Annotated in this window: 21 protein-coding genes; 11 read left to right on the top strand and 10 right to left on the bottom strand. The window is 68.6% G+C overall.

What is annotated here, in order from left to right:
* Position 1 precedes the first annotated feature (1 nt).
* Positions 2–403, top strand: coding sequence for a hypothetical protein (locus tag LQ757_RS13265; RefSeq protein WP_231047725.1), 402 nt, complete (start codon positions 2–4; stop codon positions 401–403).
* Between the two features lie 32 nt (positions 404–435).
* A complete protein-coding gene (locus LQ757_RS13260) occupies positions 436–1524 on the top strand; it encodes an alpha/beta fold hydrolase (RefSeq protein WP_231047724.1) in 1089 nt (362 codons plus the stop codon).
* An 18-nt stretch (positions 1525–1542) separates the two neighbouring features.
* On the opposite strand, the gene LQ757_RS13255 is transcribed toward LQ757_RS13260, so the two are convergent.
* The 3 genes from LQ757_RS13255 to LQ757_RS13245 all read right to left on the bottom strand — a co-directional run bounded on the left by LQ757_RS13255 (position 1543) and on the right by LQ757_RS13245 (position 6179).
* Entirely contained in the window at positions 1543–3336 is a 1794-nt protein-coding gene (locus LQ757_RS13255; RefSeq protein WP_231047723.1) for a cell wall-binding repeat-containing protein, read from the bottom strand.
* 537 nt (positions 3337–3873) lie between these two features.
* Positions 3874–4542: an ABC transporter ATP-binding protein gene (locus tag LQ757_RS13250; RefSeq protein ID WP_231047722.1), complete on the bottom strand. Its 669-nt coding sequence runs from the start codon at positions 4540–4542 to the stop codon at positions 3874–3876.
* 146 nt (positions 4543–4688) lie between these two features.
* The gene (locus LQ757_RS13245; RefSeq protein WP_231047721.1) at positions 4689–6179 is read right to left on the bottom strand and encodes an ABC transporter permease; all 1491 of its coding nucleotides are present in this window, start codon (positions 6177–6179) and stop codon (positions 4689–4691) included.
* Between the two features lie 192 nt (positions 6180–6371).
* Between LQ757_RS13245 and LQ757_RS13240 the strand changes: the two genes are divergently transcribed.
* Positions 6372–7121: a response regulator transcription factor gene (locus LQ757_RS13240; RefSeq protein WP_231047720.1), complete on the top strand. Its 750-nt coding sequence runs from the start codon at positions 6372–6374 to the stop codon at positions 7119–7121.
* Complete coding sequence (locus LQ757_RS13235) at positions 7118–8746, top strand: sensor histidine kinase (protein ID WP_231047719.1); 1629 nt, start codon at positions 7118–7120, stop codon at positions 8744–8746. Before LQ757_RS13240 ends, LQ757_RS13235 begins: the two co-directional genes overlap by 4 nt.
* A 177-nt stretch (positions 8747–8923) precedes the next feature.
* Here LQ757_RS13235 and LQ757_RS13230 read toward each other — a convergent pair whose 3' ends face one another.
* Complete coding sequence (locus LQ757_RS13230; RefSeq protein WP_231047718.1) at positions 8924–13354, bottom strand: ThuA domain-containing protein; 4431 nt, start codon at positions 13352–13354, stop codon at positions 8924–8926.
* A 227-nt stretch (positions 13355–13581) separates the two neighbouring features.
* On the opposite strand from LQ757_RS13230, the gene LQ757_RS13225 reads away from it, so the two are divergent.
* On the top strand, positions 13582–14496 hold the full coding sequence (locus LQ757_RS13225) for a sugar phosphate isomerase/epimerase family protein (RefSeq protein WP_231047717.1): 915 nt from the start codon (positions 13582–13584) through the stop codon (positions 14494–14496).
* Positions 14497–14577: 81 nt separating this feature from the next.
* Entirely contained in the window at positions 14578–15180 is a 603-nt protein-coding gene (locus LQ757_RS13220; protein ID WP_231047716.1) for a TetR/AcrR family transcriptional regulator, read from the top strand.
* A gap of 46 nt (positions 15181–15226) precedes the next feature.
* On the opposite strand, the gene LQ757_RS13215 is transcribed toward LQ757_RS13220, so the two are convergent.
* From LQ757_RS13215 to LQ757_RS13205, 3 genes are all read right to left on the bottom strand, one after another.
* Positions 15227–15661: a MarR family winged helix-turn-helix transcriptional regulator gene (locus LQ757_RS13215; protein WP_231047715.1), complete on the bottom strand. Its 435-nt coding sequence runs from the start codon at positions 15659–15661 to the stop codon at positions 15227–15229.
* Between the two features lie 10 nt (positions 15662–15671).
* Entirely contained in the window at positions 15672–17345 is a 1674-nt protein-coding gene (locus LQ757_RS13210; RefSeq protein WP_231047714.1) for an MDR family MFS transporter, read from the bottom strand.
* Positions 17346–17486: 141 nt separating this feature from the next.
* Complete coding sequence (locus LQ757_RS13205) at positions 17487–17873, bottom strand: RidA family protein (protein WP_231047713.1); 387 nt, start codon at positions 17871–17873, stop codon at positions 17487–17489.
* A gap of 313 nt (positions 17874–18186) precedes the next feature.
* Here LQ757_RS13205 and rplJ point away from each other — a divergent pair, with 313 nt between their 5' ends.
* On the top strand, positions 18187–18702 hold the full coding sequence (gene rplJ / locus LQ757_RS13200; RefSeq protein ID WP_231047712.1) for a 50S ribosomal protein L10: 516 nt from the start codon (positions 18187–18189) through the stop codon (positions 18700–18702).
* Between the two features lie 51 nt (positions 18703–18753).
* Entirely contained in the window at positions 18754–19143 is a 390-nt protein-coding gene (gene rplL / locus LQ757_RS13195) for a 50S ribosomal protein L7/L12 (RefSeq protein ID WP_127792363.1), read from the top strand.
* Positions 19144–19304: 161 nt separating this feature from the next.
* Here rplL and LQ757_RS13190 read toward each other — a convergent pair whose 3' ends face one another.
* The 3 genes from LQ757_RS13190 to LQ757_RS13180 form a co-directional block, all read right to left on the bottom strand.
* Entirely contained in the window at positions 19305–19925 is a 621-nt protein-coding gene (locus LQ757_RS13190) for a peptidoglycan-binding domain-containing protein (protein ID WP_231047711.1), read from the bottom strand.
* Positions 19926–20068: 143 nt separating this feature from the next.
* Complete coding sequence (locus tag LQ757_RS13185; protein WP_231047710.1) at positions 20069–20572, bottom strand: SRPBCC family protein; 504 nt, start codon at positions 20570–20572, stop codon at positions 20069–20071.
* Positions 20573–20656: 84 nt separating this feature from the next.
* Positions 20657–21784 carry a DUF5005 domain-containing protein gene (locus tag LQ757_RS13180; protein ID WP_231047709.1) on the bottom strand — a complete coding sequence of 376 codons (1128 nt, stop codon included), beginning with the start codon at positions 21782–21784 and terminating at the stop codon, positions 20657–20659.
* A 191-nt stretch (positions 21785–21975) separates the two neighbouring features.
* Here LQ757_RS13180 and LQ757_RS13175 point away from each other — a divergent pair, with 191 nt between their 5' ends.
* The 3 genes from LQ757_RS13175 (at position 21976) to LQ757_RS13165 (ending at position 25866) form a co-directional block, all read left to right on the top strand.
* Positions 21976–23010 carry a LacI family DNA-binding transcriptional regulator gene (locus LQ757_RS13175; RefSeq protein WP_231047708.1) on the top strand — a complete coding sequence of 345 codons (1035 nt, stop codon included), beginning with the start codon at positions 21976–21978 and terminating at the stop codon, positions 23008–23010.
* An 88-nt stretch (positions 23011–23098) separates the two neighbouring features.
* A complete protein-coding gene (locus LQ757_RS13170) occupies positions 23099–24052 on the top strand; it encodes an ROK family protein (RefSeq protein WP_231047707.1) in 954 nt (317 codons plus the stop codon).
* Positions 24049–25866, top strand: coding sequence for a class I mannose-6-phosphate isomerase (locus tag LQ757_RS13165; RefSeq protein WP_231047706.1), 1818 nt, complete (start codon positions 24049–24051; stop codon positions 25864–25866). The genes LQ757_RS13170 and LQ757_RS13165 overlap by 4 nt, the downstream gene beginning before the upstream one ends.
* Positions 25867–25966: the final 100 nt, after the last annotated feature.

The following is a 25966-nucleotide window of genomic DNA, read 5'->3' as shown; positions in this document are numbered from 1 at the left end:
AATGCCCACCACCATGACCACCGCGGCCGGTCGGCCGGTCGTCGACGAAACCTCCGCCGAGCGGATCGCCCGCGCATCGATCGCCTTCGGCCGCAAGCGCGGCTACTTCCGCCTCCTGTTCGATGCCGGCCCGGTCGACGCCGCGACCTTCGCACGCCTCGCCGGCGTGAGCGAGCGCCTCGGACGCACCTGGCTCGAGGAGCAGCTCGCCGCGGGCGTGCTGCGCGTCGTCGCCTCGCCCGACGGCGATCACGACGAGCTGCTGCTTCCCGGCGAATACGTGCCGATCCTGCTCGGCGACGATGGCGAGCCCGGCGCGCTCGACGCGCCCGAGCTCGAGGGTGCCCGCGCGATGCTCGACGCACATCGCGCTGCGCTGCCGCCGGCGCTCGCCGCCCTGTAGTCAGGCACCCGGCGCGTTCCTAGACTTGGGGCGTGCAGCCGGAGGATCAGGTCATCCGCTACGCGGAGCACGACGGCGCCTCGATCGCGTGGTCGGCGGTCGGGCAGGGCCCGCCGCTCGTCATCGGCGGCTGGTGGTCGAGTCACCTCGACCTCGACTGGCGCAACCCGAAGTTCCGCCGGTTCGCGGCGGCACTGGCCGAGTACCGGACGGTCATCCGGTACGACCGCCCCGGCGCAGGGGTCTCGGATCGCGGCGCGATGCCCGCGCGCACGCTCGACGAGGAACTCGCCACGCTCGAGGTCCTCATCGATGAGGCGGCGCCGACGCCCGGCACGATCTCGCTGTTCGGTGCGTCCTCGGGAGGCGGGGTCGCCTCGCTGTACGCGGCGCGGCACCCCGAGCGCGTCGAACGGCTCGTGCTCTATGGAACGTACGCGCGCGGCGTCGACCTCGCCCCGCCCGCAGCGCGCGAGACGATGCTCTCGATCGTCGACCGGCACTGGGGGCTCGGCTCCCGGGTGCTCGCCGACCTGTTCCTGCCCGACGCGACCGCCGACGAGCGTGCCGAATTCGCGGAGCTCCAGCGGCGCTCCGCCTCGCGTGAGGTCGCGCTCGCGTCGTTGCGCGCGGTCTACGACTTCGATGCCACGGGTCACCTCGGCGACGTCCTGGCTCCCACGCTCGTGCTGCATCGACGCGACGATCGGGCGATCCCGTTCGCCCTCGGCAAGGAGCTCGCGGGTCGTGTGCGCAACGCCCGCTTCGTCGCGCTCGAGGGCGACGACCACTTCCCGTGGAGGGGCGACTCCGATGCGGTCGTGCGCGAGACGCTCGCGTTCCTCGGCGCGCCCGTCGAGCGGGCGCCCGCCTCCACCACGTCGGGCGGGGCCGCGTCGGTCGGCAGGGCCGGGGCGGCCGGCGCCGCCGCGCGGCTCACCGAGCGTGAGCGCCAGGTGCTGCGCCTCGTCGCGCACGGCGAGACGGACGCCGAGATCGCCGCGCACCTCGTGCTCTCGACGCACACCGTGCACCGTCACATCGCGAACATCCGCACGAAGCTCGGCGTGCCCTCGCGCACGGCCGCAGCCGCTTGGGCGCTGCGCAACGAGCTGATCTGACCGCGGGGGGCGAGCCGATCAGAACCACTTGGCGAACGACTGGTATCGGGAGAATCCCGCGGGTGCGTCGACATCGCCGGGTCGCCACAGCCCGCCGCTGAGCCATCCGTAGGAGTATTGGAAGTGTCCCATATTGCCGCGGAACCCCGATTGGGCGTTCGGGTGGCACATCAACGCGCAGTAGTCCGCAACGGTGGCGCCGAACGCGCGCGCAGACTGAGCGTGGCCGACCGTGGTGTATTGGCTTCCCGGTAGGCCGAGGTCGACGCTGCCCAGCATCTGGTAGACCGCGTGGTGGTCGGCATGGAGGTTGGGGTATCCGGTCGGGGCATCGTTGAAGAAGCCTGCTCCGATGATGTCGCCCTCGACCTGGGTCGGGAAGCGATCGGTGAGGCCTCGGGTCGTCTGCACCGCCCAGAGGACTTCGTCGGGGGTCAACGCGCCCATATCGAAGGAGACGATCGCAGTGTCAGGACCCACGCCGACGTCGAAGGCTGCGGCCTCGATGACTTCGCCGACCTCGTCGCGTCCGAGCGGCACGGGGATCTCTCGACCGCCGAACCGGATCGGGCCACCGGCCAGACGCTCGTCGGGTCCGACTTGGCCGACACCCGCACCATGGATGAACTCATTCCAGCTGTCCATGCGGTGCTTCCTGCACCGCTCGGAGTACTGGAGTCCGGTGGGCTGAGGCTGGGGCAGGAACTGTTGCGAAGCCCATGGGTTGCTCACGGGTCTGCCGTTGCAGTACACCGTCGACTCACCGGTGGTCAGCACGATCAGGACGTCATACAGCCGTGGGTCGTGCATCCCGGAGATCGACCACGCGGCGAACTCATCGTCGGGGTGCGAGATCACGGTGTAGCGCACTGCCCGGCCTGAGTCCGGGAGCCACCACGAGACTCGGCGCGCCGCATCGACGGTCGCGCGAGGCGGAGCATCTCGTCGATCGACGAGGAGCAGCGGGCTGTCGAGCGCGCCGGCAACGGCTCCGGCACTGAGACCGTCGGCGAACTTCAACCCGGTCGCCAGGACGACGCTCTGCGTGGTCGCTTCGAAAAAGCGGTCGGCGACGGCGGCGGCGGTAGCGTAGCGGTTGGGACCCGACACCCGCTCGACCCGACCTCCGGTCATCGTGCGGATCCGTGCTGCGACGACATCGCTGACGACGGCCGGGCCGCCGACGATATAGACGATCGCTGGGCGGAGCCGACGAAGCTGGGCCTCCGTCGATGGCGGCACCGTGTTCGTTGTGACGAGTAGGACCGGTGCCTGCTCGCTCGCCGCCGCCGGGCCCCCGCCGAGGGCGTCGGGGAAGTCGATGCCGGTGGCGACGAACGCCGAGGGAGCGGACCGGAAGAAGGACTCCGCCAGTGCAGCCGCGGTGCCGAAGCGATTGGAGCCCGCGAGCCGCGTCACCGCGGCCGTGGGAACGGCGCTCTTGACGGATTCGAGCACCCCGTCGGAGACGGCGCCGACGCCCCCCGTGATCCAGATGTTCTGCGGAGCCAGGCGAGCCAGCTCCGTGGCGACGCTCGGCGGCAGCGCACGCGACGGGGTGAGGAGTACCGGCCCGCCATGGGCTCCCGCGACCGCCGATGCCGCGAGACCGTCGGGAAAGTTCTCGCCAGTCGCGAGCCAGACGTTCGCCGCGCCCGTGAGGAAGCTCTGCGCCGAGAGTGCGACCGCCGTGTCGTAGCGATTCTGTCCACCGCTTCGCGAAGCAGTCCGGTCGGCCAGCGAGGCGACCGCCGCCAACGTTGTATCGAGTACCGCGCCGCTGCCGCCGACACCGAGCACCGATCCGACCACTCGGTTTTCGGCTGGGGCCGCCTGGAAGCCCCTGGCGAGCGAGCGATCGAATGTGCTCGGCGCTCCGTCGAGATCATGGATCGTGCTCGGCCGCTCCGGCGGCTCTGAACCCTGAGGCGGGTCATCCGGGCGCCCGGGCGGCTCGCTGGCTGATCGGATGCTTTCAGGATCAGGCTCTTGCCCGTTCGGTTCGGCAACGGCCGCCCCCGCGGGTGCCGAAATCATCACGATGGCAAGGCAGACCGCGGCCAACCATCGACTCTTCGCCATGCTCATCCCCTGCGGGTGTGTAGCCAAAAAACGGCACAACCGTGTGGCGAGCGTGCATCGAGCCGCTCTGGGTCGGGTGCACCGTGCGGCACGCCAACCCTACGCCTTCAGCGCCGCGTCGGTAAGGCCTCCCCGGGGTGACTCCCGTCGAGTCAGCAGGGCGGCGACCGCGCCGTCGCCCCGCCCGACCGGGCGGCCGCGCGCGACGCCCCGTGGATGCCGCGCGGCCGAAGCCCGGTCGCGGCATCCGCCGTTCGCAACCCGCCGTCAGCGCTCGGTGACGGTGCCGTGCTTGATGTGCAGGCGACGCTCCGCCCGGCGGGCGACTGCCGAGTCGTGCGTCACGATGACGAGGGTGAGCCCTCGGTCGCGCCACAGCCCCTCCAGCAGGTCGATGATCTCGTCGCGGGTCTCCTCGTCGAGGTTGCCGGTGGGTTCGTCGGCGAGCAGCACGTCGGGCTCCTTGACGAGCGCCCGCGCGATGGCGACGCGCTGCTGCTGACCGCCCGAGAGCTCGCTGGGGACGTGCGCAGCGCGATCGCCGAGCCCGACCGACTCGAGCGCCGCGAGCGCCCGCCTCCGACGCTCATCGCCCGGCACGTCGAGCGGTTCGAGCGCGGTCTCGACGTTCTCCTGCGCGCTGAGCGTCGGGATGAGGTTGAACCCCTGGAACACGAACCCGATCTCCTTCGCGCGGATCCCCGCCAGCCGGCTGTCGGGGAGGTGCGAGAGCTCGGCGTCGCCCAGGGCGACCCGGCCCGACGTCGGCCGGTCGAGCGCACCGAGCATCTGCAGCAGCGTCGACTTGCCGCCGCCCGTCGGCCCTTGGATCGCGACGAGCTGGCCGGCGCCGATCGTGAGGCTGACGTTCTTCAGCGCGGCGATCTTGCGGGTCGACCGGGTGTAGGCCTTCGACACGTTCTCGAGCGTGTACATGCGTGATCCCTTCGAGGTGACGGCGGCGGTCCCGACGCGTGGTGCCGGTGCGGATGCTGGTGTGTGAAGTCGGTCCTGGGGGACTCCGACACTGATGCCAGTTGGCATCAGTGTCGGAGGCGCGGCAGCTCCGCCGGTGGAGGCGCTCATGCGTTGCTCCGCAGGGCCTCGGCCGGGCGCAGGCGCGCGGCACGCCAGCCGCCGAAGGACCCGGCGACGAGTCCGCCGAGCACGGCGAGTCCGATCGCGATCGCGATGACGCCGATCGTGACCGGGGCGTTCAGCACGACCTCGGCCGACCCGGCCGAAGCTGACGCGGCATCGGCGAAGCCGCCGCCCGGGCCGCCCGGAATCGCGAGTTGCCGACCGCCGGGGCCGCCTGCGACGACGTCGGTGGCCGTCGCGCCCCCGATCGTCGGCGCGATGAGGTTCACGACCCAGATGCCCGCGAGCCCGAGCACGAGTCCCGCGGCGCCGCCGATGAGGCCCTGCACGATCGACTCGCCCGTGACCTGCCCCACGATGCGCCGGTTCGACCAGCCGATGGCTTTGAGGGTGCCGAACTCGCGGGTACGCCGGGTGACACCTTGGATCGTCAACAGGATCGCGATAAGGAACGCGGCCACGAGCACGGCGAGCGAGACCCACAGCCCGAGGTTCGAGATGAGGCTCGACGCGCTCGCGAGCGAGCCCGAGACCGACGCGGCGAGCCCGGCCTGCGTCGACACCGTCGCGTCGGGCAGCGCCTCTTCGAGGTCGGCCTGCAGGGCGTCGATTCGGTCGGCCGAGGTCGCCTGCACTGCAATGGAGCTGATCATGCCCTCCTCGCCCGAGATCGACTGGGCGAGGTCGAGCGGGATGTACACGTTCGCCGCCGTCTCGGTGTCGGCCGAGGTCGAGGTCACCGTGCCCACGACCTCGAACTCGGTGCCGCCGACGTCGATCGTGTCGCCGACCGCGAGCTCGGCGCTCGTCGCATACGTCGCGTCGAGCACGGCGACGGCGTCGCCGGTATCGGATGCCTCGAGCCCGCGTCCCTCGTCGAGTGCCACTGCCGAGAGCGGCCCGACGGCGTCGGCAGCGGGGTCGAGCCCGAGCACGGTGAAGCTGTCGACGTCGAATGCGCTGCCGCCCGCGCCGTCGAACCCGCCCTCCGGGGGCGCGACGGGCTGTTCGCCCTCGGTCGGTGCCGTGCTGTCGGAACCCTGACGGAACTCGGGCAGCTCGCCGTTGAACGTCGTGTTGGTGAGCGAGAGGGTCGCTGCCGCGGCCGCGACGTCGTCGAGGGCCTCGACGGTTGCTAGCGCGTCGTCCTCGAACGTCGTCGACCCGAAGCCCGCCATCAGGCGCGACTGGCTGATCTCGGTCGACCCGTCCGTGGTCGTTCCGGCGCCCGCATCGAACTCGAAGCGCGGACCGCCCTCGCCTTCGCCGGGTGGCGCCGGTTCCTGAGCGACGGTGAGGTCGGTGCCGACGCCGTACACGGACTCGAGCACCGCGGCCTGCGCATCGCGCACGCCGGTCGAGACGGCATTCACGATCATGACGAGCGCGATCGCGAGTGCCATGCCGGCCGCGATGATCGCGGTCTGCCTGCGGCGCCCGGCGAGCTCCCGCCGGAGGTAGGTGAAGAACATGGGCATCCTCGTGGTCGGGGGAGACGCCCCGGTCGGAGCATCGTCGGCGACGCTAAGGACGCCGGCTTTGCGCGACCGATGTCCGGCCTACGGAATCCCTATGGGGCTCCGCGGCCGGCGGGCGGCCGGGGCGCGGGGCATCCGCTCATCGAACCCATAGCAAGCGCATAGGCAGGCGCGGATACTGGGAACATGAGCACGCAGCCCGCCGCCACGCCGCACCGCGCCCCCGTCATCGCGAAGGGCGACGGCTCGATGGTGCGCGTGCTCGTGGTCGACGACGAGCACTCCCTCACCGAGTTGCTGAAGATGGCGCTGCGCTACGAGGGCTGGGACGTGCGCACCGCCTCCGACGGGCTCGGCGCCGTGAAGATCGCCCGTGAGTTCCGGCCCGACGCGATCGTGCTCGACATCATGCTGCCCGACATCGACGGCCTCGAGGTGCTGGCGCGCGTGCGCGCCGACGGCACCGAGACGCCCGTGCTGTTCCTCACCGCGAAGGACTCGCTCGACGACCGCATCGCCGGGCTCACCGCGGGCGGCGACGACTACGTCACCAAGCCGTTCAGCCTCGAAGAGGTCGTGGCGCGCCTGCGCGGACTCATCCGCCGCTCGACGCTGACCCTCGCGCAGGCGAAGGACCCCGTGCTCACCGTCGGCGACCTCACGCTCGACGAGGACTCCTACGAGGTCGCCCGCGACGGCAGCCCGATCGAGCTCACGGCGACCGAGTTCGAACTGCTGCGCTTCCTCATGCGCAACCCGCGCCGCGTGCTGTCGAAGGCGCAGATCCTCGACCGCGTGTGGAGCTACGACTTCGGCGGCAAGGAGTCGGTCGTCGAGCTCTACATCTCGTACCTGCGCAAGAAGATCGACGCCGGTCGCGAGCCCATGATCCACACGGTGCGCGGCGCCGGATACATGTTGAAGGCCGTCGGATGACCCACCCCGGCGATCCCGGATACGCCTCGGCCGCACGCGCGACCGCGACGGCGGCGGCCGATGCGCGCACGTCCGCGGCGACCGCGGCGGCTTCCCTTTCGGCGCCGCCCGAGCCGGGCGAACGGGTCGACACCTCGCCCGCCGAGCACACCGAAGCGCCGTCGCGCCGCCCGCCATGGACCCTCGAGCGGCGCCTGCTCGTCGTGCTCGCCGGCCTCGTGGCCGCCGTGAGCCTCGTCGTCGGGATCGTGAGCGTCACGGTGTTCCACGCCTCATCGGTCGCATCGGTCGACGCCGAATTGCGGTCGGCGATGAATCGTGCCGAGCTGAACATCCGCGGTCCGGTCCCGCTGCCGGGCGGCACGGCCGGTCCGAGCCTGCTGCTCGACGTCGCCGGCCAGTCCGCAGGCACCCTCGCCGCGGTCGTTCCCGACCAGGGCGCGGCGAGCGCGGCCTACATCTCGGAGGAGGCGGAGGGGGGCATCGTCGAGCTCGGCGACCGCGCCACCCGTGCGCTCTCGGCGGTGCCCGCCGACGGAGAGCTCCACACGATCCACACGGGCAGCCCACTCGGCTCGTTCCGGGCGCTCGCCGAGCGCAAGGACCTCGCGCCGGACACCCGCGTGGTGCTCGCCCTGCCGCTTGCGGGCGTCGAACGGTCGACCACCGAGCTCGCCGTGACGATCGCGGTCGTCGCGCTCTCGGGCCTCATCGTCGCGATCGGGTTCGGGTCCCTCATCGTGCGCCGCGCCCTCGCACCGCTCTCGCGGATGACCTCGACCGCACTCGAGGTCTCGGAGCTGCCGCTCGCCCGCGGTGACGTCGCCCTCACCGAACGCGTCGCGGTCGACGACCCGCACACCGAGGTCGGCCGGCTCGGCACCGCCTTCAACCGCATGCTCGGGCACGTGGCATCCGCGCTCTCGGCTCGGGAGCAGAGTGAGCAGAAGGTGCGCCGCTTCGTCGCCGACGCCTCGCACGAACTGCGCACCCCGCTCGCATCGATCCGCGGGTACGCCGAGCTCACGCGCATGCACCGCGGCGAGCTGCCCGACGATGTGGTACACGCCCTCGGGCGCATCGAGTCGGAGTCGGTGCGCATGACCGAGCTCGTGGAGGACCTGCTGCTGCTCGCCCGGCTCGACGAGGGGCGCGAGCTCGTGCACGCCAGGGTCGACCTCGGTGCACTCGTCGCCGACGCGGTGGGCGATGCCCAGGTGGCCGGCCCCGACCAGGACTGGTCGGTCGAACTCGCCGAGGAGGCCGTCGAAGTCTCGGGTGACCGCGCACGCTTGCACCAGGTGATCGCGAACCTGCTCGCGAACGCCCGCATTCACACTCCCGCGGGCACGTCCGTACGCGTGCGTCTCGCCCGCGAGGGCGACCTGGCGACGATCACGGTCGCCGACGACGGGCCGGGAATCGACCCGCAGGTGCGCGACACGCTCTTCGAGCGATTCGAGCGAGGGGATGCCTCACGCTCGCGCCGCGCGGGCGGCACCGGCCTCGGGCTCGCGATCGTGAAGGCCGTCGTCGAAGCGCACCACGGCTCGGTCGGGGTGGTGAGCGAGTCGGGCTCGACGGTCTTCACCGTCGAGCTGCCGCTGTCGAAGCCGGGCGAGTAACGAGCACCCCCACCCGTTGGTCGAGGAGGGAGCGCAGCGAGCGTCTCGAGACCTCGTCGCCGACGCTCGCCGCCTCAGAGCAGGTGGCGCAGCCGGGGTCCCCGCTCCCGGTGACGGCCGAGGCTGGCGCATCTCGACAGATGCGCCCGCCTCGGCTGGTTGGTCAGCGGACCGGCTTCACCCGTTCGTCCTCCCGACGATCCGGACCGTGACCGCCTCGATCTCGCTCGTGTTGCCGGCGACATCCGTCGCCCTCGCACGAACCGTCCATGTTCCCTTCTCGTCGAGTTGGAGCGGTGCCGGGTAGTTCGTCCATGCCGACCCGTCGATGGAGTACTGCACGGCCGCGACACCAGACCCCGTGTCTGCGGAATCCACAGTCACGGTCGCCTTGCCCTTCACCTTTCCGCCAGACGGCTTCGGCGAAACGGAGAGCTCGAGTGTCGGTGCATCCGAGTCGATCTGGATGCTGACCTCTCCTACGGGGCTCTCGTTTCCGGCGACATCGATCACCTGGTATCGCACGAGGTTCGGACCCTCCGATGAGATCCGCACCGGATCCGTGTAGGTGATCCACCCTCCCTCGCCGATCGAGTACCGCAGCGTGCCCACGCCGGACCCACCGGTGTCCTCGCCGTCGATCGTGAGCTCGACTCCCTGCGTGTGCCATCCGCTGTCGGACGGAGCTTCCACGGTCGTCGCGGTCGCCGTCGGTGCGGTGCGGTCCACACGCACCGTGAGCTCGCCGATCTCGCTGACGTTGCCCGACCGGTCAGTCGCGCGGTAGCGGACGAGTGTCTCGCCCTCGTCCGCCACCACGACCGTGCCGAGGTATGCCGCCCACGCGCCGTCGCCGATCGCAACCTCGATGGACTCGATGCCGGACCCGTCGCCATCGGTGGCCGCGAGCTCGACCCTGACATCGCCCTCGGTATACCAGCCCGACTCGCCGGGCTCAGCCGGCCCCGTCGTCGCCGAGACCGTCGGTGCGACCTCATCGGTCGGTGCATCCGCCGGATCGAGGAAGATGCCGCCGATCACCGCATTGGGTCCGGTGATCCTCGCCGCCTTCACCTCCACGGATCCGACGACCTGATACGTGAGCCAGACGCCGCGCTTGTTGTCGCTGACCGTCTGCACTGGGCCGATCGGCGTGCCGTCGGGGCGCTGGAGCGTGATCGACTCCTGGCGGGTGCCGTCGAAGCTGTTGACGTACACCGACAGCTCGTAAGCCTTGCCTTCGGGGACGCCGACGTTCACCTGGGCAGTCCCGGCGAACCACGTGGACGCTCGACGCGCGGTTCCATCGGGTGGCACCTGCAACGCCGCCTTGTCGGTCGAGGTCTGCTCGAAGGTCCACGAGGACGTGCCTGCAGCCGGCGCCACCGTGACGCCGTCGGGCAGCTGGGTTCCGATGTTGGGAATCGCGTACCCCAGCTCGCCGTATCTGCCGATCCAGTCGCCCTGCGTCGTGGTGTCGATGCGCGGGGTACCGGGAGGCGGCGTGCCGACACCGTCGCCGACTGCTTCGAAGACGTCGAGCGTCATCGACCAGTTGACTCCCGGATTCGACTTGAACACGAGGTACACGTCATGCGTGCCTTCGGGTGCGGTGATCGGCGTGGGTGCGGTCTCCTTGAACGTGAACCAACCGCCCGTGCTCGCCACCGGCGTGCTCGCCACGAGCTCGCCGGTGGGGGAGCCGAGGCGCATTTCGATGGTGCCACCGCCTTCGGGACCGGCCGAGACGCGGTACCGAACGGCGTCGATGCCCTGGAAGTTCATGTCGTCGTAGCGGAGCCAGTCGTCGTTCTGGATCGCGCCGACGTACTGACCGTACTCGGCCGCGGCATTCGACTCCACGGCGAGGCCCTCGGCCTCGTCGTAGTAGTGGGCCTGGAATCGCTTTGCACGATAGACGTTCGTATCGCTCAACGTCAGCGCTTGAATCCCGCCTGCGCCTCCCTTGTCGGTGTAGCGCGCGTCGATCGCCCAGAACGCGTCGGCTTCGGCGTGACCCTCGTCGAGGATCGTCAACGTCTCACCCTCGCAGGCGTGCACCGCGTCGACCGGGTGTGCGTGGTCATCGTGACCGAGTGCCGGTTGCACGGCAACGTCGCCGCAGTCGATCTCGCCGTCTTCGGGATCCGTGACCTCGACCTTCCAAGGCAGGGTGTCACCCCAGCTGAAGAAGCCGCCATTCGAAGGTTCGGTGATCTTGACCCCCGGTGCAGTGTTACCGACGACGATCGAAACCGTAGCGGTGCCCGTCTTCGCGTAGTCGGTGAGTTCGGTGACCGTGAGGCGAGCCTCGTAGTTGCCGTTCTCCTCATAGACGTGAGTCGGATCGGCCTCGGTCGACGTCGTGCCGTCGCCGAATTCCCAGAGGAACTCGAACTCGTCGCCGTCCTTGTCGACCGTTCCCTCGCTCGAGAACTCGACCGTCAGCGGCGCACCGCCCGAGGTGACATCGGCCGACGCCGACGCGGTGGGCGCCCGGCCGGTCGACGAGTAGTCGATGCGGTAGAGCCCCGAGTTCGGGTTGTCACGGCCGAAGCCGCCGCCCCATTCGAGCAGGTAGAGCGCACCGTCGGGTCCGAACTGCAGGTCGAGCGGTGAGAGGAACTGGAGGTTGTTCAGCACCGGGTTGATGGCTTTGAGCCTGCCATCTCCATCGAGCTGGAACTCCTTGATGTAGTTGCGACCCCACTCGTAGAAGAGCGGTGTGCCGTCGAAGTACTTCGGCCACTTGCGATCGGACTCGAGTGCTTCGTCGTACTGGTAGACCGGTCCCGCCATCGGCGAGCCCGACCCGCTGCCCAGCTGCGGGAACTCGGCGGATGCGCCGTAGGAGTAGTACACCTCGGCCGGGATCGACGCGGGCAACTGCGTGAGGCCCGTGTTGTTCGGCGAGTCGTTCACCGGGTTCGCGCAGTCGAACTTCGCTCCCGACGTGTTCGTCGCGAAGTTGAAGTCGTTGTAGGCGATGTTGTTCGCGTGGCAGTACGGCCAGCCGTAGTTGCCCGGTTCGCGGATGACCTGCCATTCGACGTAGCCGGCCGGGCCGCGGTTCGGGTTCGCACTGCCGGCATCGGGGCCGTAATCGGCGAGGTAGACCGTGCCGCTCGGGTCGACGCTGAAGCGGAAGGGATTGCGGAAGCCCATCGCGAAGATCTCGGGCCGCGTCTTCTCGGTGCCCGGGGCGAACATGTTGCCCTCGGGGATGGAGTAGGTGCCGTCGTCTTCGGGATGGATGCGAAGGAGCTTGCCACGCAGGTCGTTCGAGTTCGCCGACGTGCCCTGCGCGTCGAAGTGCGCTCGTCCGGGGCGTTCGTCGATGGGCGTGTAGCCTGACGACTCGAACGGCACGACGTCGTCACCGACCGAGAGCCACAGGTCGCCCTGACCGTCGATGCGCAGGGTACCGCCGGTGTGGCCGATCTCACCCGCGACGCGGGTCGCCGGCACCTCGAGCATCACCTTCTCGGTGTCGAGCTGCATGGTGTTGCCGTCCATCGTGAACCGCGACAGCCGGTTGACGTGCTCGTCGCCGGTCGGCGAGTAGTAGACGTAGACCCAGCCGTTGCTTGCGAAATCGGGGTCGAGCGCGAGTCCGGTCAGGCCGTTCTCGCCGTCGCCGTAGACCGGGATGGTCGCGGCCGTCACCGTCGACTGCAGCTCGGGGTCGTAGATGCGCACCTGCCCGCGCACGAGTTCCGTGAAGAACACCCGCCCATCGGGTGCGACCGCGATTCCCCAGGGTGCCGAGGTGTCGGTGTCGAGCGGGACCTTGTCGAAGTTGTTCCAATCGGTGGCAGTGCAGTCGCCCTCGGCGACTCCTGCGGCGTAACGGATACCGCCGAGCACGTGCTGGCGCACGAGCGGCTCGCTGTACGACGACTTGGAGTGGCCGATCGACGTGATCCAGGTACGACCGCCCTCATACGGCGCGCACCAGGTCACCGGGTGGTCGAGCATGCGACCGGCGGTGTTGCCCGGCACGCTCGTGGGGTCGAGTTCGGTGAGCACGTGCTTGTCTCCGCGCACCGACTTCGTGAATCCGTACCATTCCTCGTTCCGCGTGATGCTGTGCGGCAGCTCGGCGGTCGACGGATGATCGTGGTCGACCACGTCGAGCACCCCCGGCGTGTTCGCCGCCGAGTGGGCGGTGAACTCGGTGCCGATCAGCGAACGGTAGAACGTGTTGCCCTGCTCCATGTCGAGTGGGTTGTGCATGGCGACGACGCCGCCTCCACCTCGGACGTAGCTCTCGAACGCATCCTCCTCGGCCGAGTTCCAGACGTCGCCGGATGCCTGCGCGAGAACGATCACGTCGAAGTCGGCGAGTCCTTCCTCGGTGAACAGCGCGGAGTCGGTCGCCTGAACGACCTCGAAGTGGTTTGCTGCGGCGACCTCGTCCCACATCGCCTTCGCCTCGGCGACGGAGTCGTGGACGAATCCCGCCGTCTCCGAGAAGACCAGGGCGCGGAACTCCGGCTCGGCGTCATGGCCGGGGTGTGCTGATGCGGGGCTCGCGATTCCCGCCCCCAGCGCGGTGGCCACGGCCAGGCCGATCGCGAGCACCGGTGTTGTTCGTTTCGTCTTCATCGTGCGTACTGCGCCTCTCAACATTGAACGGGCGACTTCTGTCGCGTGTCTGTCGTAAGCCGACAGGCAGCATGGTAGGTTCAACGGCACCGGCACGTCAATACTGGTCAGTATGGCGCCGGGGCGAATGTCGCAGAATTACAGCGGCGAGTCGCCGATGTTTCCCATACCGGCTGTCTGTGCGGGCGCACCGACGCTCCGGTATCGAATCGAGAGAAGAGGGCACCATGCCAGAGATCGGGATCGGCTTCCACACCGATGCTTTCAATTCCAGCCACAAGTCCTTCGAGCAGGCGCTGGCCTGGGCGCAGGAGCACGACATCCACTACATCGAGCCGGGAACGATCGACGGCGCGTGCTGGATCCAGGGCCTCGGCTACTTCCCGCACGTGTCCTTCCTCGAGGATCCGGTCCTGCTCCGCCAGAAGATGCAGCGATACGGCGTCGAGTTCTCGCAGATCGACGCCGCGTACCCCCTGTCCGGGCTCGACGGTCCATCGATCGGTGTGCCCTACGTGCAGCGCGCGATCGCCTGGGCGGCGCAAGCGGGGTGTCCCCGGGTGGCCACCACCGACGGCCTCTTCAAGCCGGAAGGCCTCGACGACCGCGAGGCGCTGGACCTGATGAAGCGCAGCTACACCGAGATCATCCGCGTCGCCGAGGCGCACGAGGTGGTCGTGACCATCGAGACGCACGGCTACTTCACGACGCGGCCCGAGTACCTCGCGGAGATGCTCGACTTCTGCGGTGACACGCCGTGGCTGCGCCTCAACCTCGACACGGGCAACACCTTCATTGCCGGCAACGACCCGGTCGCGTTCACCGAGCAGTTCCTCGATCGCATCGCCCATGTGCACATCAAGGACGTCTCGGCCTCGCTCGCGGAGGCGGTTCGAGGTGGCGCGACGGGGATCGCCATCAGCCATGTCGCAGCCGGCGACGGCGTGAACGCCGAGAACATCCGGCAGATCCTACGGCGACTCAGCGCGGCCGGCTTCAGCGGGGTGCTGAACATCGAGTGCGAGGGCCAGGGCGGGCCGATGCTCGCCAGTTCGGTGCGTTGGCTGCGCGCCGAGGTGGCCGCGGCGGGCTTCACGGAGCGGGTCCCCGACTTCGTCGACCGCGCCCCCGCCGTCGCCTGACCATCGACTCCGGCCGGAGGATCTCCGGCCGGAGTCGAACGCTCAATACTGCCCAGTATGGCGGGATGCTACGGTGGCATGGTGGCGAACCTCACCTCCGCGAAACCCGACGAACTCGCGCTCGCAGCCTTCGAGCTGTTCTCGACGCGCGGGATCGCGGGTGTCAACATGGACGCGATCGCGGCAGGTGCAGGCGTCACCAAGGGGAGCCTGTACTGGCACTATGCGTCGAAGAAGGAGATCATCCTCGCGGCGTGCAACCTCTACTACCGTGCGTGGCGCCGCCAGATCCTCGAGGCCACCGAATCCTCGGATCGACCCGCTGAAAAGCTCGAGGCCGCCGTCGCCTTCTCCGTGCGGAGTTGCCTGCTCGATGATGCGAACCGGGTGTTCACGACAGAGATCGTGGCAATGTCCCTCTACGACTCCGAGGTTCGTGCCAGTTGGGCCGGCTTCCTCGATGAGACCGAACGATTCTTCCTCGGCCTCACCCACCGTGCGGTCGGTGCCGGAGAGCTTCGGTGCGACGACGTCGACCGTGCGGTCGACCTGATGCTCGCCGCGATGGAGGGCATCAAGCAGATCGCGCTGTTCCGACCCCAGGCGTGCCTCCCCGAGAACGAGCAGCGCACGTGCCGACGGCTCATGTCGCTGCTCGGCGAACGGGTGTCCGCGCTCGCCTGAGCGCCGATCGGCCGCGTCGCGTGGTCGGTGGGACCACCAGTGCCACTCAGAGCAGGCGGCCCAGCAGTTCGGCGAACAGCTCGATCTCGTGCGGCTCCCACTCGCGCAGGCGCTCGCGCATCTGAGCCCGGTTGGCCGCCTTCGCCTCGCCGACCTTCTCGATCGCGAGGGGCGTGGCTGCGATCACACGCGAGCGGGCGTCGTGCTCGTCGACCCGGGATTCGGTGAGTCCCAGCTCTTCGAGCTGGCGCAGCTGACGGCTCAGCAGGCTCTTGTCGATCTGCAGCTCTTCGGCGAGGGAGCCCGCGTGCGCGGGCCCCCTCGACACGAGCGTCGAGACGACCTTGTAGCCCGTGGGCTGCAGGTCGGGGTGCACCCGTGCCGCGGCGAGCCGCCACATCGTGCGGGCCCGGTGGAAGAGGCGGCCGAACTCCTCTTCGACGGCAGCGATCGACGCCTCGAGGTCGGGTTCGGTGGTCACAGGCGACATCTTATGCTCGGCCGATCTCGCGCGGGGCGGAGTCGATCACCGTGGTGGAGGTGGTGATGGGCACGCCGACCGAAGCCTCGGAGACCTCGAGCAGCTCTTCACCGACATGCTCGAGCTCCGCCTCGAGCGAGTGGTCGGGCGCGCGGTCGGAGGTCGCCTCGTGCTTGGCGCGCTGCACGGCGGTGAGGGTGCCGAGCTGCACGTTGGGCAGGAAGATCACGGCGATGAGCGTGATCACCGTGAGCGGGAGCGCCGCGAGGAACACGCTGCCAACGCCGATGCCGTAGGCCGACTCGACGACGACGCGCAGGAAGTCGGGGAGCTCGGCGATGTGCGGAATGCCGCCGCCGAGTGACTGGGCGGCCACGGCCTGCTGCTCGGGCTCGAGGCTCTCGATGCCGCTCTTGATGTGGTCGGCCACGACCGTGCCGAGGATCGAACCCATGACCGCGACGCCCGCGGTGCCTCCGAGGCTACGGAAGAACGTGACGGCACTCGTGGCGACGCCCAGGTTCTTCACCTCGGTGGTGTTCTGCACGACGAGCACGAGGTTCTGCATGACCATGCCGATGCCGGCGCCGAGCACGAACATCGAGAAGCCGACGTAGAGGAAGTTCGTGTCGTACTCGAGCCGGCTGAGCAGCAGCGTGCCCGCGACGGCGAGCACGGCGCCCGTGATGACGTACGCCTTCCACTTGCCGCGGCGCGAGATGAGCCCCCCCACGATCGTCGACGAGATGAGCACGCCGGCCATCATCGGGATGGTGAGCAGCCCCGACTCGGTGGGCGTCGCGCCCCGGGCGAGCTGCATGTACTGGCTGAGGAACACCGCCGTGCCGAACATGGCGACACCGACGCTGAGGCTCGCGACGACCGAGAGGGTGAACGTGCGGTTCTTGAAGAGCCCGAGGGGGATGAGCGGCTCCTTCGACCGAAGCTCCACGACGACGGCGATCGCGAGCAGCACCACCGCGCCGCCGATCATGAGCCACGACTCGAGCGAGTTCCACTCGAACTGGCTGCCGCCGAGCGACACCCAGATGAGCAGCAGCGACACGCCCGCCGAGATGAGGACGATGCCGAGGTAGTCGATCGACACCTTCTTCTTCGGGAGCTTCGGCAGGTGCAGGGTGCGCTGCAGCAGCACGAGGGCGACGATCGCGATCGGCAGGCCGACGAAGAAGTTCCAGCGCCATCCGAGCGTGTCGGTGATGACCCCGCCGAGCAGCGGTCCGCCGATCGTGGCGACGGCCATGACCGCACCGAAGAGGCCGGCGTAGCGGCCGCGCTCACGCGGGCTGAGGATGTCGGCCATGACGATCTGACTGAGCGCGGCAAGCCCGCCTGCGCCGAGGCCCTGGAACACGCGCATCGTGATGAGCATGGCCGGGTCTTGCGCGAAGCCCGCGATCGCAGATGACGCGACGAAGATGACCAGGGCGAGCTGCAGCAGCAGCTTGCGGTTGAAGAGGTCGGCGAGCTTGCCCCAGATCGGGGTCGAGACCGTCGTCGCGAGCAGCGTCGCGGTGACGACCCATGTGAAGGCGCTCTGGTCGCCGTCGAGGTCGGCGATGATGAGCGGCAGCGAGGTGCCGACGACGGTCGACGCGATCATCGACACGAACATGCCGAGCAGGAGGCCCGAGAGAGCGGCGAGCACCTGGCGGTGCGTCATGCCTCCCTCGGTGAGAGCGCCTTCGGTGGGCGCCGTTGAGGTACGTGACATTCGGTGAGGGCTCCAGAAAATAGTTGACTTCGATCAACTCTACGAGAATTAGATGATTGATGTCAACTATTGCTGAGTGTCAACTATTCCTCAGACCGCCGCGATGACCTCGACCTCGACGAGCGCATCGGGGCGCCCGAGTCCCGGCACGACAAGCGCGGTGAGCGCGGTCGGGTTCGGGCCCCAGACCTTGAGGGAGGCGGCGTAGCCCTCGTCGATCGACTGGCCGGCCACGACGTACACGGCCATGCGCACCACATTGGACTGGTCGGCGCCCGCGTCGGCGAGCACGGCGAGCACGTTCGAGAGTGCCTGCTCGGTCTGCGGCCCGAGGCCGCCGGGAACGATCGCGCCCGAGGCATCCGTTCCGTTCTGGCCGCCGACGTACAGCGTGTCGTGGGCGCCGCGCACGATCACGCCCTGGCTGAAGGCTGGATTCGTGTGGAGCGTGTCGGGGTTGAGGTGTGTGATCTCCATGCCTCCGGTCTACCGTCAGCCACCGACGATTCGGCCTCAGCGACAGCGATTTGGCCGTTCGGTGGGGCATCCGTTACCCTTGACGGAGCCGAAGACCGCTGGTTGTCGCGCGCCCCGCTGTGTTGATCACAGAACGGGCGCCGACCGAAGTCTTGCGAAAGCAAGGGCCCGCGCAGGTGTGACGAAGACTTCCGAGCAATCGGGCCGAGCTCCGCGCAACTGCGCCGGAGCTTTTTTCTTTCTCCATATTCTTCCAGCGCTCCCAGGCCGTGCACCGCCTCCGCGATGCACGTTGAATTCACAAGGAGTGGCCATGGCGAACAAGGAAGCCTCGGTTGCCGAACTCACGAACCTGTTCGAGAGCTCGACCGCCGTTCTGCTGACCGAATACCGCGGCCTCACTGTTGCCCAGCTCAAGACGCTGCGCAAGTCCATCAGTGGGGACGCGAGCTACGCCGTGGTGAAGAACACGCTGACCAAGATCGCGGCCAACAACGTCGGGATCAGCGCGTTCGACGACGACCTCAAGGGTCCGTCGGCGATCGCGTTCGTGCACGGTGACCCGGTCGCCGTCGCGAAGGCGCTGCGTGACTTCGCCAAGGCGAACCCTCTCCTCGTGGTCAAGGGCGGCTACTTCGATGGCAAGCCCCTGACCGCAGCAGAGGTAGGCAAGCTCGCCGACCTCGAGTCCCGCGAAGTGCTGCTGGCGAAGCTCGCCGGCGCCTTCAAGGCCTCGCTGTTCGGAGCCGCATATCTGTTCAACGCACCGCTGTCGAAGGCCGTTCGCACGGTCGACGCGCTGCGTGAGAAGCAGGAGTCCGCTGCGTAGGCGCGAGCCTCTCAAGCGGTGAGTAACCAAGAAATCTAAAGGAGAAGAATCATGGCGAAGCTGTCCACTGAAGAGCTGCTCGAGCAGTTCAAGGGCCTGACCCTCATCGAGCTCTCGGAGTTCGTCAAGGCGTTCGAGGAGACCTTCGAGGTCACCGCGGCCGCCCCCGTCGCCGTTGCCGGCCCCGCTGCCGCAGGCGGCGGCGCTGCTGCTGAAGAGGTCGAGGAGAAGGACTCCTTCGACGTCGTCCTCGAAGCTGCCGGCGACAAGAAGATCCAGGTCATCAAGGTCGTCCGCGAGCTCACCTCGCTCGGCCTCGGCGAGGCCAAGGCCGTCGTCGACGGTGCCCCCAAGGCCGTGCTCGAGGGCGCGAACAAGGAGACCGCCGACAAGGCGAAGGCCGCTCTCGAAGAGGCCGGCGCAACCGTCACCCTCAAGTAGTCGCCGCCCTCGAAGAGGGCAGCACACTGGGTGCGACCGTCACCCTCAAGCAAGTGCTTGCGCTCGCGAGAGCGCCGCAGCTTGAGGTGACCTGCGTCACCTGAACACACGGATGCCCCGTGCCGATTCGTTCGGCACGGGGCATCCGTCGTTCGCTCTGCTCAGTCGTGCTCACTCCGCACGAGGAGCTTGGCGAGTCCGGCATAGGTGTTGGGACCCGGAACGCCGTCGACCGGCCCCGTGTACCCGCCCCGCTGGGCGATGCGCTGCAAGACCTTCCAGGTGTTCGGTCCGGGGAAGCCGTCGATGGGGCCGGTGTACCCGGCGCCCGTGAGCACGGTCTGCACACCTCGCCAGGAGTTCGGCCCGAGGACACCGTCGTAGGGTCCGAAGTAGCCGCCGATCCGAGCAAGTACCTGGAGCGCAGCGTTCGTGGCCGGTCCCGGGACGCCGTCGACGGGGCCGGCGTAGCCGAATCCCGCGAGCACGGTCTGAACGCCCTTCCACGATGCGGGCCCCATGACGCCGTCATTGGGACCCGTGTATCCGCCCTTGGCGGCGAGCCGCTGAAGGGCATCCCACGTAGCCGGGCCTGGAGCGCCGTCGAGGTGTCCGGCGTAGGCGTAGCCCTTGACGGTCTGCTGGAGGCCCTTCCAAGTGTTCACTCCCGGTAGTCCGTCGTTGGGACCTCGGTAGCCGCCCGCGCGGGCCATTCTCTGCAGTGTGATTCCATCGGCGGGGGTGATCGCCCCGCTCGAGGCGGCAGCGGTTTCGGTGGTCATAGTGCCCTCCTTCATCAGTGCGGACGGCTTGCGGTCCGATCGGTACCGCAGGGTCGCCCGATGCGGAGGCTACGACCGCGGCCGCGGGACCGTCACCGGGCTGCCACTGACACCCCCACGGCGAAGTGGGGATGCGTCACCGATCACACAGAACCACTCTCGACGAGCGCCGCCATCTTGTCGAGGCACTGCTCGAGGCCGGCCTGCGACATGTCCCGCGCGTCGGGGGTCGTGTACCCGTGCTCGGTCATCTCCAGCCGCGTACGCCCATCGGGGAGAGCCGTCAGCACGACCTCGTGTTCACCGGCGTCGGGGACGCCGTCGGCCGGGATGCCTGCCTCTGCCGGGGTGATCGTGTTCCCGTCGGCGTCGGCGAAATGGAAGACGTAGCGCAGGCGTTGCGGCGGATCCACCTCGGTGATGTTCCACGTGCTGTGCTGTTCGAAGCCGCCCCACTCGTCGGGTGCGCGCATGGTGACGAAGATCCGCCCGCCAACCCGGACGTCTGCAGATGCCCGTGGGCAGGTGAATCCGGCGGGACCCCACCACGCGCGGAGGTCGTCGGGATCCGTCCACGAGGTCCACACGCGCTCGATCGGCGCGTTGAACTCGCGGATGACGTGCACGTCATGCGTCGACTCGGCCATGACTCGACCCTTCCAGTGGTGGAACGGCAGGTCAAGGTTCGCGCAGTTCGATCCACGCCGCATCCGCCTGTCAAGGGCGTGCGCTCAGTCGCACCGGCCGTTCTTCACCTTGGTGTCGACCGCGACGTAGCGCGGTCGGTAGTTGTCGACCTCGACGTAAAGGTCGTTCGTGTCGAAGCTGTTCACGTTGTACGTGATGAAGAGGGTGTGCCCGTCGCCGAGTTGCGGGTGCGCTTTCGCGTTGTAGGTGAAGATATTGCCGCCCGTCTCGGGAGTCGAATAGAGCACGGTTTTGCCGGTGAATGGCCCCTCGACGCTTTCGCTGCGGTACATCACGACCTTCGAGCTCAGGATCTCGGTCGCGTCGCCCGTGACGAGGGTGTAGCGGCCTTGGAACTTGCTCACGCTGAACTCGTTCGAGACCCCCTCGAGGATCCGCTTCGTGCTCGTAGGGTCGGTGGACCAGCCCGCCTCGCCGAGGTACTCCCATTGGCCGTCGGCGAGGTCGCCTCCGGCCACTCGCGCGAGGTGTGCGAACTTCTGGGCGCCGAGGTCCTCGACACCATAGACGTAGGTGTAACCGCCGTCTTCGTAGATCGCCGAACCCCAGTTGATGCCGTCGGTCGTGATGTCGTCGACGGACCGCAGCTCGAGGGTCGATGCGTCGAAGGTCGCGACCCCGTTGCCCGCGAACTTGAAGTCCCACATCGTGTCGCCCGTCTTCACGAACTCGACGAGCATCACCTGGAGTTCGTCGTCGTGCACGGTCGCGTCGCCGAACCAGTACCAGTCCTTGCCCTCGTCGGCGCCGGCGACCTTCACCAGCGACTCGGGCGCCTCGGGCGTGCCACCGGTGTATGTCACGATCTCGCCGTCGTCGTCGACGTTGATCGAGTTGTGGATGAACATCGAGTCGAGCGGGCGACCATGCGTCTCGTTCACTGCGCCGAGGAAGGTGTCGGAGTAGATCCAGGCGATCCGCCCGTCGGGGAGTTCGACACTGTACGCGGAGTCTGCGCCCGTCCAGCGACCCGCGGTGTCGCCGTACTCGCCGAAGCGATCGCGCAGTTCGGTGTCGACGCTGGCCGTGATGTCGGTGCAGGTCGTCGCCGCTGCTGCTGACAGGGGCACGGATGTCGTGACGATCGCCAGCGCGCCGATGGTCGAGGTAATGGCGATCCGGCGGGATCGGGTGCGAATTCGCTGGGGCATGCCGTTGTGCTCCTCCCCGGCAACGTTGCCGGTCGGGGAACGGGAGCGCTCCGGCTCCGTTCCTGTTAACGTTATCAAGCGGGGAGCGTAGCAGCGGGTCGACACCTTGCCTAGCGCTTCACGAACTTCCGGGGTCACACGACTGCGGAGCGGTACCGTGAGTCCGGCGACCACGCGAGAGGAGAATCCACATGGTCGGTGGTGCCCGACCCCGCAAGCAGCCGACCATCAAGGAGGTCGCGCAGCACGCCGGGGTGAGCCCGATGACGGTCTCGCGCACACTTGCGGGCGGCGCGAATGTGCGGCCCGACCTGCAGGAGAAGGTTCTCTCCGCGGTCCGCGAGTTGGGTTACCACCGGAACGAGAACGCGCGGAGCCTGAGGCCCGGGCAGGCGAGCGGACTCATCGGCGTCGCCATCACGAACCTGGGCAACCCGTACTACGGCAATTTCGCGCTCGGGGTCGAGGAAGTCGCCGCCGAGACCGGCCGCCGAATCGTGCTGGGCAATACGGGCGGCGATCCGGCTCGCGAACGCCAGCTCGTCGCGGACTTCCTCGGCCGTCAGGTCGAGGGCCTCGTGCTCGTGCCCTCGGGCGGGTCATCCGATCACTTGCGGCCCGAGCGCCTCGGCGACGTGCCGCTCGTCCTCGCCTCCCGCAGGATCTACGGCCTCGACGTCGATGTCGTGCTGCTCGACGACGTCGGTGGTGCGTACCGCGGCACCCTCGCCCTGCTCGACGCCGGCCACACGCGTATCGGCTACCTCGGCAACGTCAGCTCGGAGTTCACGGGCGCGCGACGCTACGAGGGCTACCTGCGGGCGCTGGCGGAGCGCGGCATCGAACCCGACAGCGATCTCATCCTGCGCGAGCATGCCATCGGGTCGGCCGGTGAGGCGACCGGTCGCCTGCTCGACCTCGAGGATCCGCCGACCGCGATCTTCAGCGCGAACAACCGGAACAGCATCGGGGCGCTGCGCGAGATCGGGCGCCGCCTGCGCTCCGGTGCCCGACCCGACGAGATGCCGGCGCTCGTGAGCTTCGACGACTTCGAGCTCGCCGAGCTCATGCCGGTTCCGGTCACCGTGGTCGACCATGATCCTCGCCAGCTCGGGCGGGAGGCCGCCAAGCTGCTCCTCTCGCGGCTGGGCAACGGCGAACGCCACCAGGGGTCTGCGCGCCTTGTGGAAATGCCGGTGAAGCTCGCACCGGCGCCGTCCCCCTGACCCGACGACACGCACTTGCGCGAATTCGGGCCGCTCGCTATGGTAACGTTACCAAGACATCCGGCCCGACGACGACGAGGAGGCGAGCATGCGCACGGTGGCGATCGACCTCGGCGGCACCGCCGTCAAGCTCGGAGTGTTCGATAGCGGCCGGCTCGTCTCGGTCGAGGAATCCGCCGCCTTCGACGGACAGATCGGCCTCGACGAGACCGCCGATCGGGTCGAACGGTTGCTCGCGGGCGAGCGCCCCGACGCGATCGGCATCGCTGTCCCCGGCATCGTCGATCCCGACGGCTCGCGGCTCCTCGCCGCACACGGCAAGTATGCCGCGCTGCACGACCTCGACCTCTCGTCGTGGGCGCGCGACCGGTTCGAATGTCCCGCCGTCGTCGAGAATGACGCCCGTGCGGCACTGATCGGCGAGATCACCGACGGCTGCGCACAAGGCGCTCGCGACGCCGTGCTCGTCGTGCTCGGCACGGGGATCGGCGCGGCCGCCGTGCTCGACGGTCATGTGGTTCGCGGACGCCACGGTCACGCGGCCATCCTCGGCGGACACATCACCGTAGACATCGACGGGCCGCGTTGCCCATGCGGGAACATCGGGTGCGCCGAAGCGCTCGCCAGCACCTGGGCACTCGCCCGCGATGCCTCGACCGGCCGCCAGGAGCTCGGCCCCGAGTTGGCCCGTCGTCTCGCCGCGCACGGGGGCATCGGAATCCGCGACGTCGTCGAGACGCGCGACGAGTCCGAGTCCGCGGCGATCCTCGACCGGTACCTCCGCATCTGGTCCGCCGTCATCGTGACCCAGTGTCACGCGTTCGATCCCGACATCGTCATCGTCACCGGCGGCGTCCTGCGCGCAGTCGAGGTCATCCTCCCTGCGCTTCGAGACCGCGTGCACGCCGATCTCTGGTCCTCCTCGTTCCGACCGTCATTCGTGACGCCCGAAGACCCCTCCACCTCTGTTCTGCGTGGAGTCGCAGAACTGGCCGCCGACCTCGACCGCAACAGAATCAGCAACAGCAAAGGACGGCCATGACGACCGTTGACTCGCCCGGAATCCCGCTTGAGGACTACATGCTCGACGACCGGAGCAGCTATGTGAAGCTGCCCACCGTGGCCCTGCCGGAAGGCAGTACCGTACTCGTCGGCGACGAGGCCTGGGAGACCGCGATGGAGATCGGGGCGGCCAAGACAGGGAACCCGCTCATAGCCGTGGACGTGTATCCCGGCGCCGATGTCGCCGCGATCGCGGCCCGTATCCGCGAAGCGCTTCCGGAGGCCGACGTCATCGACATCGAAGACGCGGCTGCGGCAGACCGTGGGGTAATCGACGCCCTGATCTCGCGAAACCTCACCGACGACCGTGTCTTCGGCGTGATGAGCCACTTCACGGTCGACGAGTTCTACGATGCCGATCGGCTCTCTGCGCTGCAACGCCGTGTCGAGGAGCGGAACGGCCCGACCGTGCTCGTCGGTTGGGGTGCCGACCTGGCGGCTGGCCGTGCCGCGGACGCGCTCGTGCTCGTCGACCTCGCCCGCTGGGAGATCCAGCAGCGGCAACGCGCGGGCGCGCCGAACTGGCGCGCCGGCAACGGGAGCGAGGACGCTCTGCGCAAGTACAAGCGCGGATTCTTCGTCGAGTGGCGTGCCGCCGACCGGCATAAGCGAACATTGTTCGATCGCATCGACCTGCTGGTCGACGGCAACGCCGCATTCGAAACCGCGGGCGCCGTGCGCGGCGCGGACTTCCGCACGGCGCTCGCCGGCGCGACCGGTAGGCCATTCCGGGTCGTCCCGTTCTTCGACCCGGGTGTCTGGGGCGGTCAATGGATGAAGAGCACGCTCGACCTCGACCCATCGATGGCCAACTATGCCTGGTGCTTCGACTGCGTGCCCGAGGAGAACTCGCTGCTGCTCGAGGCCGACGGACGGGTCGTCGAGATCCCGGCGATGGACCTCGTGCTCAGCCGCCCGCGTGAACTCCTCGGCGACCGGACCTTCGCCCGTTTCGGGGCCGAGTTCCCCATCCGGTTCGACTTCCTCGACACAATGGGCGGCGGCAACCTCTCGCTCCAGGTTCACCCGCTCACTGAGTACATCCGCGAGACGTTCGGCATGGCCTACACACAGGACGAGAGCTATTACATGCTCGATGCCGACGACGACGCCGTGGTGTACCTCGGCGTGAAGACCGGCGTCGACCCCGAGGAGATGATCTCGGCCCTCCGCGCGGCGACCGACGGCGACCACCCGTTCGACGCTGAGAGGTACGTGAACGTGTTCCCGGCACGCAAGCACGACCATTTCGCCATCCCCGCAGGCACCATCCACTGTTCCGGCGCGAACTCGATGGTGCTCGAGATCTCTGCGACGCCGTTCATCTTCACCTTCAAGCTCTGGGACTGGGGCCGTCTCGGCCTCGACGGCGTGCCGCGACCCGTTCACCTCGACCACGGCGAGCGCAACATCCAATGGGATCGCGACACCGAGTGGGTGGAGGAGAACCTCGTCGGCCAGGTCGAAGAACTCCGGCGGGACCCGGGCCTCATCGAGGAACGCACCGGCCTGCACGAGCTCGAGTTCATCGAGGTCCGCAGGCACTGGTTCGAGGACGAGGCCGCCCACGATACCGAGGGCACCGTCAACGTCCTGAACCTGGTGGAGGGCGACGAAGTGGAGGTCGTGAGCCCGACCGGAGCCTTCGCGCCGTACACGATCCACTACGCGGAGACGTTCATCGTGCCCGCAGCTGTCGGGCCGTACGTCATCCGCCGGACGGCCGGCTCGCAGAGCAGTCGTTTTGCGACGGTGAAGGCGTACGTGCGGGGCACGCGTTCGAGCGACTCCTGAGCGTGCACACCATAGATACGACGGAACACGTAGCACCACTGAATACGCATCACGACAACTGAACACGCACCACGCACCGCACTGCGGACCATCCGCAGGC

This window comes from Agromyces cavernae, from assembly GCF_021044935.1.
Lineage (GTDB): Bacteria > Actinomycetota > Actinomycetes > Actinomycetales > Microbacteriaceae > Agromyces > Agromyces cavernae.
Note: the sequence above shows the minus strand (reverse complement) of the source record. Positions and strands in the feature narration are given on the sequence as shown.